The organism is Corynebacterium sp. c8Ua_99 (genome assembly GCF_039907185.1).
Taxonomy (GTDB): domain Bacteria; phylum Actinomycetota; class Actinomycetes; order Mycobacteriales; family Mycobacteriaceae; genus Corynebacterium; species Corynebacterium jeikeium_D.
This window is the reverse complement of sequence record NZ_JASBOG010000001.1, coordinates 242,429-256,375: the sequence shown is the minus strand read 5'-3', so window position 1 is coordinate 256,375 and position 13,947 is coordinate 242,429. Positions and strand designations below refer to the sequence as shown.

The following is a 13,947-nucleotide window of genomic DNA, read 5'->3' as shown; positions in this document are numbered from 1 at the left end:
AGTGCGACTACATAGTCTTGCGGTGCTGTGGACCTAGAATTTCCTAACCATCTTCAGCCCGGACGCTCGGGTTTGAGATGCGGAAATAATGTAGGCAAGATGCCTCGGTTTAGTTTCAACGTCGAGGTCTTTTGCCTGGCTTTTTCGATAATTTCCCGTCAGCTGCGGCTACTTTTCGGCACGTGGTAAAGGTTCGACGACGGAGCACACGCGGTGGCGGGCAGTAAGAGCGAAAAAGTGTCAATGACATAGCCCCCTGCAGAGAGTGACTGCAGGGAAGGTCGATGAAAGGACATCCGTGACCGATACGGACACCACTGCCACGGCAGGCGGCCCAGAGAATCTTGCGGCCCTCCGAATGGCAGAACTGCGTGAAATCGCTTCCAGCAAGGGCATTCGCGGCATCTCCGCCATGCGCAAGCATGAGCTGATTGAGGCCATTAAGAATGGTGCCCCGGCTGCTGGTTCCGCTCCAGCTCGGAAATCCCGCGCGAAGAAGGCTGCGGCTGGGGCTGCGGATACCGGCTCCAAAGCGAAGGATGCCAAGGAATCGCCGTCGGAAAGCGCGGATAAGGGTTCCAGTAAGAGCGCCGACAAGAGCGACAAGGGCAACGACAAGCGAGACGACGCCAACGCGGATGGTCGCGAGGAGATGTCCCGTTCTCAGCAGCGTCGAAATCGTCGTAACCGTGCTCGTCAGCGCGAGCAGGAGAATCAGGACGATCGCAGCAACGATAGCCGCGACGATTCCGATAACGGCAACGACCGCGGTGAGCGTAACGACAATCGCAACAATCGTAATGATCGTAATGACCGCGGTGATTGCAACGACCGTAATAACCGCAACGATCGCAACAACCACGATCGAGACAACGATGATGAAGGCCGCGGCAACCGCAACAACCGCCGCGGTCGCAACAACAATCGCAATAACCATGACGATGACGGTCGTGGCAACCGTAACCGCCGCAACCGTCGCAATCGCCGCGACCGTCGCGGACGCGATAACAACGGTGGGGGACACGGCGGTCAGGACGAGATCCGCGAGGATGACGTTCTCCAGCCGGTGGCTGGCATCGTCGATGTGCTAGATAACAAGACCGCATTCGTGCGCACGTCCGGATACCTGCCGGGCTCTAACGATGTGCTGGTGTCCGCGCAAATGGTTCGTAAATACGGTCTGCGCAAGGGCGACGCCGTCACTGGTCAGGTCCGCATGCCGCGTGAGAATGGCTCGGGCCAGGTCACTCATGGCAACGGCCGTAATCGCCGCAAGTACAACCCGCTGGTCAAGGTCGAAACTGTAAACGGCATCGATCCGGAGCAGGCAAAGCAGCGGCCGAACTTCGCTAAGCTCACCCCGCTGTACCCGAACCGTCGCCTGCGTCTGGAGACCGAGCAGAAGATCCTCACCACTCGCGTCATCGACCTGATTATGCCGATTGGTAAGGGTCAGCGTGCGCTCATCGTTTCGCCGCCGAAGGCCGGTAAGACCACGATCCTGCAGAACATCGCGAACGCTATCGCGACGAACAACCCCGAGTGCTACATGATGGTCGTGCTTGTCGACGAGCGCCCGGAGGAAGTCACCGACATGCAGCGCAGTGTCCGTGGCGAGGTTATTGCTTCTACCTTCGACCGCCCGCCGTCAGATCACACGGCAGTGGCCGAGTTGGCTATTGAGCGTGCAAAGCGTCTGGTGGAACAGGGGCAGGACGTCGTCGTACTGCTGGACTCCATTACCCGCCTTGGCCGTGCGTACAACAACTCTTCGCCGGCATCGGGACGAATCCTCTCCGGTGGTGTGGACTCCAACGCTCTGTACCCACCGAAGCGCTTCTTGGGTGCTGCCCGAAACATCGAGGAAGGCGGCAGCCTCACCATCATCGCCACCGCGATGGTGGAGACCGGCTCCGCAGGCGACACCGTCATCTTCGAGGAGTTCAAGGGCACCGGTAACGCCGAGCTGAAGCTCGACCGTAAAATCTCCGAGCGCCGCGTGTTCCCGGCAGTGGATGTCAACCCGTCGGGTACTCGTAAGGATGAGCTGCTGCTCAGCACGGAGGAGGCTCGCATTATGCACAAGCTGCGCCGCATCCTCTCCGCGCTGGAGTCGCAGGCTGCTATTGACCTGTTGATTAAGCAGCTGAAGAAGACCCGGAACAATAAGGAATTCCTGATGCAGGTGGCTTCTTCTGCACCAATGGCCGCCGACGTTGATGTGGACGACATGCTTTAGCTGGGGTTAGCCGCAAACCACAGCACCAACCAGCATTTCACCCATCACAATCTGAAGGAATATTCAATGGCTAATCAGGTTTCCGCAGTTGACGACATCCTCTCCGAATACCACGGGCTCGAGGCGCAGCTGGCTGACCCCGAGCTGCACAACGACCCGAAGGCTGCCCGTAAGGTCGGCAAGCGCTTCAATGAGTTGCAGCCGGTCATTCAGACTCACAAGAAGCTGACTGAGGTCCAGGATGACCTGGAGGCAGCTCGCGAGATGGCATACGAGGACTCCGAGTTCGCAGCTGAGGCTGAGCGTCTCGCTGCCGAGGCAGAGGAACTCGAGGAGAAGCTCGCCGACCTGCTGGCTCCGCGCGATCCGCACGACAGCGATGACATCGTTATGGAGCTCAAGTCCGGTGCCGGCGGTGAGGAGGCAGCGCTCTTCGCAGGTGAGCTCGCTCGCATGTACCAGCGCTATGCAGAAAAGCACGGCTTTACCACCGAGATTCTCGGGCTGTCCGAGTCTGATCTCGGCGGCGTGAAGGACATGACTATGTCCATCCGAGCTAAGACTCCGTCCCGTGACGGTGCGTGGAGCGTGTTCAAGTTTGAAGGTGGCGTTCACCGCGTGCAGCGCGTGCCGGTTACCGAATCTCAGGGCCGTATTCAGACGTCCGCCGCTGGTGTGCTGGTCTACCCGGAGCCCGACGAGGTCGAAGACATCCAGATTGATGAAAAGGATCTGCGTGTCGACGTCTACCGCTCCTCCGGTAAGGGCGGTCAGGGTGTTAACACGACTGACTCCGCCGTTCGCCTGACGCACCTGCCGACTGGTTTGGTTGTTACCTGTCAGAAGGAACGCTCTCAGATTCAGAACAAGGCCCGCGCTATGCAGGTCCTTGCTGCTCGACTGCAGCAGATGAAGGAGGAGGAGATCGCCGAGGCCGCCTCTGACCAGCGTAAGTCTCAGGTGCGCAACATGGATCGCTCCGAGCGCATCCGCACTTATAACTTCCCGGAGAACCGCGTATCCGATCATCGCATCGGTTACAAGGCTCATAACCTGGACTCGGTGCTGGGCGGCGACATGGATGACCTGCTCAAGGCCCTCCACGACGCGGAGCGCGCTGAGCGTCTTGAAGCCGAGTAGTCCCACGCCCGCAGAAAATAGCTCGCCGACGTTACCGGATTCCGTCCGTACTCTCGGCGAGCTGTTTCGCTATGCGCGTCGCACGCTTGACGACGCGGCGCTGGCTTCTCCGGATGCCGACGCGCGGGCGCTATTTGCAGCCGCACTCAATGCGGGACCGGCAGACATCATCTTTCGCGGAGACGAACCGTACACCGATGAGGACGGTCGCAAGCATCTTGCCGAGATTCTGGCCCGCAGAGTGGCTCGTGAGCCACTGCAGCACATCCTCGGTACAGCGCCGATGATGAGCTTGGAACTACAGGTTGGGCCCGGAGTTTTTGTGCCCCGGCCGGAGACGGAACTGCTTGCGCAGTGGGCGATCGATCGAGCCCGTGAACTGGTCGCAAGTGGCGTCGTCAAGCCGAAAATCGTTGACTTGTGTACTGGATCAGGTGCGCTTGCGTTGGTGATTGCCGATGCCGTACCCGAAGCGGCCGTGGTGGCTGTGGAGCTCTCTGAGCGGGCACGGGTGTGGGCTGCGAAGAACATCGAGACGTACGGCGATGGGCGTGTGCGTCTGATTGCTGGCGATGTCACGGATGATCAGCTGATTGATGATGGCGGTGAGCTCGCAGATTGGGTAGGCGAGACCGACATTGTTGTGTCCAACCCTCCATATGTGCCCGAAGACACCGAGGTTACCCCCGAGGTGAGAGCTGATCCGCACTCTGCGGTCTTTGGCGGCGACGATGGGCTAGATGTCATTCGACCTATGATGAACCTAGTGGATGCGCTGGTGCGGTCGGGCGGAGTCATCGGCATTGAGCACGATGACTCTTCGGGAGACGATGTCAGTTCACTGCTGAAGGACACCTGGGATTACGCTGATGTAGAGGTCCGCCGTGACTTTGCAGGCCGTGATCGTTTTACGGTGGGACGCAAAAATTGATCTTAAAAGCAAACTTTGAAGCAGGAGCAAAAATCTGATGAGCAGGATTATGGACTGCAGTACAGATGAAAACCGCGAACGCGCAATTGCAGCAGCAGTAGATGCTGTGAAGGCAGGACGGCTGGTCGTTATGCCTACCGATACCGTCTACGGCCTTGGCTGTGATGCCTTCGATAACCAAGCCGTTGCCTCCTTGCTGCGTGCCAAGCACCGCGGCCCGGATATGCCGGTACCGGTGCTGGTGGGTTCCTGGAACACGATTGAGGGGCTCGTCCGCGAATACTCACCAGCTGCTCGCACGCTGGTGGAGGCTTTCTGGCCGGGCGGACTGTCGCTGGTTGTGAACCAGGCACCGAGCTTGCCGTGGAACCTTGGTGATACTGCGGGTACGGTCATGCTGCGCATGCCGCTGCACCCAATCGCCATCGAGATTCTGCGCCGCACCGGTCCGATGGCAGTGTCCAGTGCGAACATCTCCGGCCAGGCACCGGCCACCAATGCCGTGCGTGCCAAGCAGATGTTGGGTGGGGAAGCGGCTGTATACGTCGACGGCGGCGAAGCCACGATTGGCACCCCATCGACGATTGTCGATATCTCGACTCCAGTGCCGCGGATTCTGCGCGAAGGCGCTGTGTCAGCAGCGGCGGTTGCCGAGGTATTGAGTACTACGCCCGAGCGACTGCTGGGGCAGTAGTCTTGGCTACTTAAAGTCTTTCCTGTTTAGTATCTGCAGCGATTGTGTGGGTGAGTAGTACCTAGTGGCGGTTATGAGCTTATTGGCAGCCCAGTCGGGTGGGGCAGGTGTGCCCATCCGCGAGCTCGCCATGCTCGTTTTAGTTTCCGCTGCTGTCAGCTATTTGCTCACTGGAGTAGTGCGTTATGTGCTGGTTCGCTCGGGCTGGTTGGATGCGCCCCGCACGCGCGATGTCCACGATATTCCGAAGCCCAGGCTCGGAGGCGTGGCGATGTACTCCGGGGTGGTCGCAGCTATCGCCCTTGCCTCGGTGATGCCGGCCCTCAACCGTGGTTTTCCGCCCATGACTCCAGATATGAGGGCAGTTGTGGCGGCCGCGTCGCTCTTGCTAATCGTCGGTATTTGGGATGACCTCTTTGACTTAGATGCCCTCACGAAGTTGGTGGGGCAGGTCGCGGCGGCACTTTTGATGTCATTTATGGGCGTCAACTGGTATCTGCTCTATATCCCTTTTAGTGGCGGTACTACGCTCATTCTCGATCCAATCATGTCCACAGTCTTGACTGTCCTATTTACTGTGGCATTGATTAACGCCTTCAATTTTGTTGACGGAATTGATGGTCTCGCAGCTGGACTCGGCATGATTGCCGCAGCTGCAATCCTTGTCTATTCGATGGTCCTGCTTCACGACCAAGGCGGAACCGTGTCTGCCTATCCACCCGCGATGATCTCCGCGTGCCTCCTCGGCGCTTGCCTGGGCTTCTTGCCGCACAACTTCGAGCCCGCACGCATTTTCATGGGCGATTCCGGTGCCATGATGATCGGCTTGCTGCTCGCAGCGGCATCGGTGTCGGCGTCGGGACGCATCGCGCCCTCCATGTACGGCACCGCTGACGTCATCGCTCTAATCTCGCCGGTTGTGGTCGTCATCGCAGCAATTAGCGTGCCAATGCTCGACTTGTTGCTTGCTGTTGTTCGCCGCGTCAGTCAGGGCAAGTCACCCTTCTCGCCCGACAAAATGCATATTCACCACCGCCTCCTGTCGATGGGACACAGTCATCGCCGCGTGGTGCTAGTGCTTTACCTATGGGTGTCGGTCGTCGCGTACGCCGCCGTTGCCACCACCATTTTCCCCTTTGAATTCGTCGCTCTCACCTTCGGGGTCCTGCTTATCATCGCGGTTGTCTTCACCCTCCGTCGTCGCAATGCGCTTGCCGACGACCGTTCAAGGGGAGCGCGTCCCAGAAGTGGAAGTGGGGTCCGGCAGGTTATAAGACGTCGACGTGGACGCAGAAGGTACAATCTTCGACCGTGACTGAAAAAACAACTCCGGAGCCCGAGTCTAAATACGATGATTCGCGGCGACCGCTGCTGGCTGCTGCTCGCTCGGGCGCAATCGCGCTCGCTGTGATTACCGTGCTTTCGCTGCTGGTCTGGGGTGGCAAAAACGGTATGCCCGGTGTCTGGGGCGTACTCCTTGGAGCGGGCATTAGCGGAAGCTTCGTATTGCTTACCGTTCTAGGCATCCTCTTTACTGCTCGAACTTCGCCGTCCGTTACGCTTGCCGTTGTACTGGGTGGTTGGTTGTTGAAGATTGTCGTACTAATCGGTGTCCTGGTTGTTATTAGAAATCTTGAGTTTTATGACAACATGACTTTCTTCGTCACTGTTGTACTCACTCTGATGGTGACACTCGGTGCAGAAGTGTGGGGAATGTCGCAATCTAACCTCACTTATGTGCAACCAATGAAGGACGAATAGCTCGTTAATAACTTGTTGACCTGCTGAGAGGCTGCAATACGCTTCTAAAACCGCAGGTAATAAGCATATTGTCCAGTTTGTGCAGAAGATGCCACAAATAGAGGCCGAAACCCACAGAGGGGGTCGGCCTCTTTGTTGGATTCGGGGTCGGAAACGCGGGGGTGTACCGGGTGGGGAAAATGAGTCAGAACTGTTATCCTGAGTTTCGGGTAAGACGGCCTGTAGCGAAATAACTATCATTTCCACAGGTACGGTCCCCGTGAGCGCCGTGCTGATGAGCGAATGGAATCCGCGGCGCGACACGTTAAATGACGTCCTTCGCACCGCTTGACAATAGTTCTAGCGGCCCAATCACGGGAGAGAACGCTGAGCGTTACAACACTTGCCGAGATGCGGGGTGAGTTTCACTCACCCAACTTGCAGGAGGAGTATTTCCCGGGTGAACAATTTGGCGACTTCATTCTAGGTGGCAGTGGCGACTGGTACGCCATGGACCGCCTGATGATTGTTCGTCTTTTGATGGCCGTGATCGTCGCCGTGTTCTTCGTCGTCGCAATGCGTCGTCCGAAGCTCGTGCCGACTGGTCTGCAGAACGTTGCGGAGTTGATGCTGGACTTCGTCCGCATCCACATCGCGGAGGAGATTCTGGGTAAGAAGGAGGGGCGTCGTTTCCTTCCGGTTCTGGCCACCATCTTCTTCCTTGTTATCTCGATGAATATTGCGGCTATTATTCCTGGCCTCAATATTTCGCCGAACGCCCGAATCGGTATGCCACTGGTTCTGGCCCTGTTCGCATACGTTGCCTTCATTTACGCGGGCTCGAAGAAGATGGGCTTCTTCAAGTTTGTGAAGTCGGCAGTCGTTATTCCGAACTTGCCACCGGTACTCCACCTCATCGTGGTGCCGATCGAGATTTTCTCCAACTTCGTTCTCCGCCCAGTTACGCTGACCATCCGTCTGATGGCCAACATGCTGGCGGGCCACATGGTTCTAGTCCTGCTTTTCGGTGCCACGAACTTCTTCTTCTGGCAGCTGAATGGTTGGACCGCCCTGTCCGGGTTGACCCTTGTCGCTGCGGTAGCATTCACGCTGTTCGAGATGCTGGTGATTTTCCTGCAGGCATACATCTTTGCCCTGCTGAGCGCCGTCTACATCGAACTGTCGCTGCACGCAGACGAGCACTAACCCATAACTAATGAGGCCGCAACTTCGGCAACAAGGCCTCGCAAATTTAATAGCAAGACCCACTTGACCCACAAAAGCCCCGGGCCTACTTAGAACAATCTTTAATCCGGGGCCATCCTTTAAGAAAGGGAACGGTTCATAATGAACGACGTCATCCTCTCCGCTCAGGACGCTGTCCAGGCTGTCGACACCAACGCTGGCCTGAAGACCATCGGTTACGGTCTGTCCACCCTGGGCCCGGGCCTCGGCATCGGCATCGTCGCCGGCAAGACCGTTGAGGGTATGGCACGCCAGCCTGAGATGGCCGGCCAGCTGCGTACCACCATGTTCCTGGGCATTGCCTTCACTGAGGCTCTCGCCCTAATCGGCCTGGTCGCAGGCTTCGTTTTTGTTTAAGTCCGGACCTCAGGCGGAGAACACGTAAACCATGACAGATTTCACCTTTTTGCTAGCTGCGGGTGACCTCCCGATGGGAGAGTCCATCAACCCGCTGCTGCCAAAGACCTATGACATCGTCTGGTCCGTTGTCCCGCTGGTTATTATCCTGGTTCTCTTCTGGAAGCTCGTTCTTCCGAAGTTCCAGGAGGTCCTGACCGAGCGGGAGGACCGGATTGAGGGCGGCATTGAGCGCGCTGAGGCTGCACAGGCCGAGGCGAAGGCCGCTCTGGAAAAGTACAACAGTCAGCTCGCAGAGGCCCGTACTGAAGCAGCAAAGATTCGCGACGAAGCCCGTGCACAGGGTCAGCGCATCATTGCAGACGCTACGACCAAGGCCAATGACGAGAGCGCACGAATCATCGAGTCCGGTGAAAAGCAGCTCGCTGCCCAGCGTGAGCAGGTAGTCGCAGAGCTGCGCAAGGAAATGGGCCAGAACTCCATCAATCTTGCTGAGCGCCTTCTGGGCGAGCAGCTTTCCGACGACGTTCGTAACTCGTCGACGATTGACAACTTCTTGTCCAACCTTGACACCGTGGCCCCGGCCGGAAAGTAGGCGACATGCACGCAGCAAGCCGCGAATCCCTGGCAGCTCTTAGCCAGCGACTGGACGCCGCTATCGGTGGTGACAATGTCGCTGTTGCTCAGGCTGCTCAGACTGGTTCCGAGCTTTTCGACATCGTCGAGGTCCTGGACTCCGACCGCGGCCTGCGTGTCGCTGTCGCCGACACCTCGGCGACTGCGGAACAGCGTTCCGGCCTTGTCCGGAGCCTGTTCGCGGGCAAGGTATCTGAGACGACTCTTAACCTCGTCGTGGATGCTGCCGCGCAGGTATGGTCCACCCCGCGTGAAATGCGTGAGGGTTTGGTAGAGCTGGGCCGTCGAGCCCTCCTTCGCTCTGCCGAAGGCCAGGGACAGCTTGAGACTGTTGAGTCTGAGCTGTTCCAACTGGGACACATCCTGGCTGAGCAGTCGCAGCTTGAACAGCTGCTGGCCGACAAGGCCGCAACCCCCGAAGCCAAGCGTGGGCTCCTTGCCTCTGTGCTGTACGGCAAGGTCACTTCCGTGACCGAGACCCTGGCACTGCAGGCTGTTGGTCGCCCATCCAAGCGCCCCGCGGACGACATTGACTCCCTGTCCCGGCTAGCCGCCGGCCTGCGGAACCACGTCGTCGCTCGCGTGACCAGTGCCACTGCCGTCTCTGACGAGCAAGAGCGAGCACTGGCGGACAAGCTCGGCCGAGTCTACGGCAAGGCGATGTCCATCCACACCGTGATCGACAACTCGATTCTCGGTGGACTGGTCATCCGGGTTGGCGACGAGGTCATCGACGGTAGCCTTTCAACAAAGCTTGAGAAGCTGCGCGTCGGCCTCGGCTGACGGATGGTTTAGACGATTAATCACTGGAAGAATATTACCGAGAGCAGGAAGAACATGGCGGAGCTGACGATCTCCTCCGACGAGATCCGTAGCGCGATTGCGAACTACACCTCGAGCTACTCCCCGGAGGCCTCCCGCGAGGAGGTTGGCGTTGTTATCAGTGCAGCTGATGGTATCGCCCAGGTTTCGGGAATGCCGTCGGTCATGACGAATGAGCTTCTGGAGTTCCCGGGCGGCGTTATTGGCGTCGCTCAGAACCTCGACACCGACAAGGTCGGCGTTGTGGTGCTGGGTAACTTCGAGTCGCTTAAAGAGGGTGACGAGGTAAAGCGGACGGGTGACGTCCTTTCGATTCCGGTCGGGGACAAGTTCCTCGGTCGCGTAATTAACCCCCTGGGCCAGCCGATTGACGGCCTGGGCGACATTGAGGCTGAAGAGGACCGCGTCCTCGAGCTGCAGGCACCGACCGTGCTGCAGCGTCAGCCGGTTGAAGAGCCGATGGCTACTGGTATTAAGGCCATCGACGCAATGACCCCAATTGGTCGTGGTCAGCGTCAGCTGATCATTGGTGACCGTAAGACCGGTAAGACCGCGGTCTGCCTGGACACCATTTTGAACCAGAAGGCTAACTGGGAGTCCGGTGACCCGAGCAAGCAGGTGCGATGCATCTACGTTGCTATCGGTCAAAAGGGCTCCACCATTGCTGGTGTGCGCCAGACCCTCGAGGAGCAGGGCGCACTCGAGTACACCACCATCGTTGCTGCCCCGGCGTCGGATGCCGCAGGCTTCAAGTGGCTTGCACCATTCGCAGGCGCCGCACTGGGTCAGCACTGGATGTACCAGGGCAAGCACGTCCTGGTCATCTACGATGATCTGACTAAGCAGGCAGAGGCCTACCGTGCCATCTCGCTGCTGCTGCGTCGCCCGCCGGGACGCGAAGCTTACCCGGGTGACGTCTTCTACCTCCACTCCCGTCTGCTGGAGCGTGCTGCAAAGCTCTCCGACGACATGGGTGCAGGCTCGCTGACCGCACTGCCGATCATCGAGACCAAGGCAAACGACGTGTCGGCCTTCATTCCGACCAACGTCATTTCCATTACCGACGGCCAGGTCTTCCTCGAGTCCGACCTCTTCAACCAGGGTGTCCGCCCGGCTATTAACGTCGGTGTGTCGGTTTCCCGTGTTGGTGGTGCCGCTCAGACCAAGGGCATGAAGAAGGTTTCCGGTAACCTGCGTCTGGACCTCGCGTCCTACCGCGACCTGGAAGCATTCGCAATGTTCGCATCCGACCTGGACGATGCCTCCAAGCGTCAGCTGGAGCGCGGTCAGCGTCTGGTTGAGCTGCTGAAGCAGAAGGAAAACCACCCGCAGCCGGTCGAGTACCAGATGACCTCCATCTACCTCGCTGGTGAGGGCGAATTCGACGATGTCCCCGTTGAGGATGTCCGTCGCTTCGAGGCCGAGCTGCTTGAGCACCTGCAGGACACTCAGCCTGCAGTCTTCGAGCAGATTGACGGCGGCGTTGCCTTCTCTGACGAGTCCAAGGCTGCTCTGAAGTCCGCTACCGCTAACTTCAAGAAGTCCTTCCAGACTTCTGAGGGTGCACCGCTGGCTTCCGAGGCTCCGGTCGAGGCACTCGACGAGGGCGAGCTCAAGAAGCAGCAGATTACGGTCTCCCGCAAGACTGCCCAGAACTAGGCAGGTTGAGCTACTCAATGACCGTTTTCGCAATTGAAGGGAGGGAATAGGACATGGCGAATCTTCGTGAACTTCGAGCCCGAATCAAGTCGGTGAACTCGACAAAGAAGATCACCAAGGCCCAGGAGCTTATCGCAACCTCGCGCATTACTAAGGCGCAGCGTCGCGTAGCAGACTCCCAGCCGTACGCCGACGAAATCGAGAAGGTCATCGGACGTCTCGCATCGGCTTCGTCGTTGGATCACCCGATGCTCGTAGAGCGTGAGGGTAACCAGCGTGTTGCAGTCCTGGTTGTCACCAGTGACCGCGGCATGTGTGGCGGCTACAACCACAACGTCCTGAAGAAGGCTGCAGAGCTGCGTACCGCTCTGGAAGAGCAGGGGCATGAGGTCGTTCTCTACGTGACTGGCCGTAAGGGCACCGACTACTACGACTTCCGTGGTGTCGAGCTCGCCGGTACGTGGGAGGGCTTCTCCCAGGATCCGGACTACGCCGCAACCCACGACGTGCGTCGTCACCTCATTGATGGTTTCAACGCTACGGCCGAGGGCACTGCCAAGTACCGCGAAGGCCTGCGTGGCACCAACGGCGAGGCCGTTCAGGGCTTCGACCAGGTCCACGTTGTCTACACGGAATTCGTGTCGATGCTTTCTCAGATTCCGCGTGCACATCAGATGCTCCCGATTGAGCCTGTGTACGAGGATGTCGAGATTGCTCAGGGCGAGGACATGCTGTCCGATGGATCAGATGACCTCAAGCCGGACTATGAATTCGAGCCTGATGCAGACACCCTGTTGGCAGAGCTTCTGCCCCAGTACGTGTCCCGCACCCTGTTCGCAGTGATGCTCGAGGCCGCTGCCTCTGAGTCTGCTGCCCGTCGTAACGCTATGAAGTCTGCGACGGACAACGCTACCGAGTTGGTCAAGGACCTCTCGCGTGTTGCTAACCAGGCACGTCAGGCACAGATTACCCAGGAAATCACAGAAATCGTCGGTGGCGCCGGTGCGCTCGACGACAGCGGAGAAAGTGACTAGATATGAGCACAGCTCTAAGTGAGCAGAACACCACCACGGCTGTGGGCCGTGTTGTGCGTGTCATCGGTGCCGTCGTCGACGTGGAGTTCCCGCGTAACGAACTGCCGGCACTTTACAACGCGCTGACCGTGGAAGTTACCCTTCCTTCGGTCGCTAAGACCATTGTCCTCGAGACTGCACAGCACCTCGGTGACAACATGGTTCGTACCATTGCTATGGCCCCGACCGACGGACTTGTCCGCGGTGCAGAGGTCAAGGACACCGGTAAGCCGATTTCGGTTCCGGTTGGTGACGTCGTCAAGGGTCACGTCTTTAACGCAATGGGCGACTGCCTGGATGAGCCGGGCTTGGGCCGTGATGGTGAGCAGTGGGGCATCCACCGTGAGCCACCGGCCTTCGACCAGCTCGAGGGTAAGACCGAGATTCTGGAAACCGGCATTAAGGTCATCGACCTGCTGACCCCGTACGTTAAGGGCGGCAAGATTGGTCTGTTCGGTGGTGCCGGTGTCGGTAAGACCGTTCTGATCCAGGAGATGATTACTCGTATTGCACGCGAGTTCTCCGGTACTTCGGTCTTCGCCGGTGTTGGTGAGCGTACCCGTGAGGGCACCGACCTCTTCCTGGAAATGGAAGAGATGGGCGTTCTCCAGGACACCGCCCTCGTCTTCGGCCAGATGGACGAGCCTCCGGGAGTCCGTATGCGCGTCGCGCTGTCGGGTCTGACCATGGCGGAGTACTTCCGCGATGTTCAGCACCAGGACGTGCTGCTCTTCATTGACAACATCTTCCGTTTCACCCAGGCCGGTTCTGAGGTTTCGACCCTGCTGGGTCGTATGCCTTCCGCTGTGGGTTACCAGCCGACCCTGGCTGACGAGATGGGTGTTCTGCAGGAGCGCATTACGTCCACCAAGGGCCGTTCGATTACCTCTCTGCAGGCCGTCTACGTGCCTGCCGACGACTACACCGACCCGGCTCCGGCAACGACCTTCGCCCACCTCGATGCCACTACCGAGCTCGACCGCTCGATCGCATCGAAGGGTATTTACCCGGCAGTGAACCCGCTGACTTCGACTTCTCGTATCCTCGAGCCGTCGATCGTCGGTGACGAGCACTACCGCGTTGCTCAGCAGGTTATTAACATCCTGCAGAAGAACAAGGAACTCCAGGACATCATCGCCATCCTCGGTATGGACGAGCTGTCTGAGGAGGACAAGGTGACCGTGCAGCGTGCACGTCGTATCCAGCGATTCTTGGGTCAGAACTTCTTCGTTGCTGAGAAGTTCACGGGTCTGCCTGGTTCGTACGTCCCGCTGAAGGACACCATTGTTGCCTTCGACCGCATCTGCAAGGGCGACTTCGACAACTACCCGGAGATGGCCTTCGACGGCCTGGGTGGCCTCGACGATGTCGAGAAGAAGTACGCTGAAATGCAGAAGAAGTAAGGGGCATC

Annotated in this window: 13 protein-coding genes; all 13 read left to right on the top strand. The window is 58.6% G+C overall.

Features of this window, described 5'->3' with window-relative positions; translation table 11 throughout:
* Positions 1–298: 298 nt before the first annotated feature.
* The 13 genes from rho (at position 299) to atpD (ending at position 13,939) form a co-directional block, all read left to right on the top strand.
* Positions 299–2,239 carry a transcription termination factor Rho gene (rho, locus tag QKE19_RS01140; protein WP_347890138.1) on the top strand — a complete coding sequence of 647 codons (1,941 nt, stop codon included), beginning with the start codon at positions 299–301 and terminating at the stop codon, positions 2,237–2,239.
* A 66-nt stretch (positions 2,240–2,305) separates the two neighbouring features.
* Positions 2,306–3,379 carry a peptide chain release factor 1 gene (prfA, locus tag QKE19_RS01135; RefSeq protein ID WP_005509382.1) on the top strand — a complete coding sequence of 358 codons (1,074 nt, stop codon included), beginning with the start codon at positions 2,306–2,308 and terminating at the stop codon, positions 3,377–3,379.
* The gene (gene prmC / locus QKE19_RS01130) at positions 3,366–4,310 is read left to right on the top strand and encodes a peptide chain release factor N(5)-glutamine methyltransferase (RefSeq protein WP_347890137.1); all 945 of its coding nucleotides are present in this window, start codon (positions 3,366–3,368) and stop codon (positions 4,308–4,310) included. Before prfA ends, prmC begins: the two co-directional genes overlap by 14 nt.
* Positions 4,311–4,347: 37 nt before the next feature.
* On the top strand, positions 4,348–5,004 hold the full coding sequence (locus QKE19_RS01125) for an L-threonylcarbamoyladenylate synthase (protein WP_005509411.1): 657 nt from the start codon (positions 4,348–4,350) through the stop codon (positions 5,002–5,004).
* A gap of 82 nt (positions 5,005–5,086) precedes the next feature.
* Entirely contained in the window at positions 5,087–6,319 is a 1,233-nt protein-coding gene (locus QKE19_RS01120) for an MraY family glycosyltransferase (protein ID WP_347890182.1), read from the top strand.
* The gene (locus QKE19_RS01115; RefSeq protein ID WP_005509564.1) at positions 6,316–6,765 is read left to right on the top strand and encodes a hypothetical protein; all 450 of its coding nucleotides are present in this window, start codon (positions 6,316–6,318) and stop codon (positions 6,763–6,765) included. Before QKE19_RS01120 ends, QKE19_RS01115 begins: the two co-directional genes overlap by 4 nt.
* A 390-nt stretch (positions 6,766–7,155) precedes the next feature.
* Positions 7,156–7,950 carry a F0F1 ATP synthase subunit A gene (gene atpB / locus QKE19_RS01110; protein WP_016422455.1) on the top strand — a complete coding sequence of 265 codons (795 nt, stop codon included), beginning with the start codon at positions 7,156–7,158 and terminating at the stop codon, positions 7,948–7,950.
* Between the two features lie 141 nt (positions 7,951–8,091).
* Positions 8,092–8,346: an ATP synthase F0 subunit C gene (locus QKE19_RS01105; protein WP_005509463.1), complete on the top strand. Its 255-nt coding sequence runs from the start codon at positions 8,092–8,094 to the stop codon at positions 8,344–8,346.
* A gap of 31 nt (positions 8,347–8,377) precedes the next feature.
* Positions 8,378–8,941, top strand: a complete 564-nt coding sequence (locus tag QKE19_RS01100; protein WP_070841313.1) for a F0F1 ATP synthase subunit B — start codon at positions 8,378–8,380, stop codon at positions 8,939–8,941.
* Between the two features lie 5 nt (positions 8,942–8,946).
* A complete protein-coding gene (locus QKE19_RS01095) occupies positions 8,947–9,765 on the top strand; it encodes a F0F1 ATP synthase subunit delta (RefSeq protein ID WP_070841312.1) in 819 nt (272 codons plus the stop codon).
* Positions 9,766–9,819: 54 nt separating this feature from the next.
* Positions 9,820–11,463, top strand: coding sequence for a F0F1 ATP synthase subunit alpha (atpA, locus tag QKE19_RS01090; protein ID WP_005509387.1), 1,644 nt, complete (start codon positions 9,820–9,822; stop codon positions 11,461–11,463).
* A 53-nt stretch (positions 11,464–11,516) separates the two neighbouring features.
* Positions 11,517–12,497: a F0F1 ATP synthase subunit gamma gene (locus tag QKE19_RS01085; protein WP_038628474.1), complete on the top strand. Its 981-nt coding sequence runs from the start codon at positions 11,517–11,519 to the stop codon at positions 12,495–12,497.
* 2 nt (positions 12,498–12,499) lie between these two features.
* Positions 12,500–13,939, top strand: a complete 1,440-nt coding sequence (gene atpD / locus QKE19_RS01080; protein WP_347890136.1) for a F0F1 ATP synthase subunit beta — start codon at positions 12,500–12,502, stop codon at positions 13,937–13,939.
* Positions 13,940–13,947 lie beyond the last annotated feature (8 nt).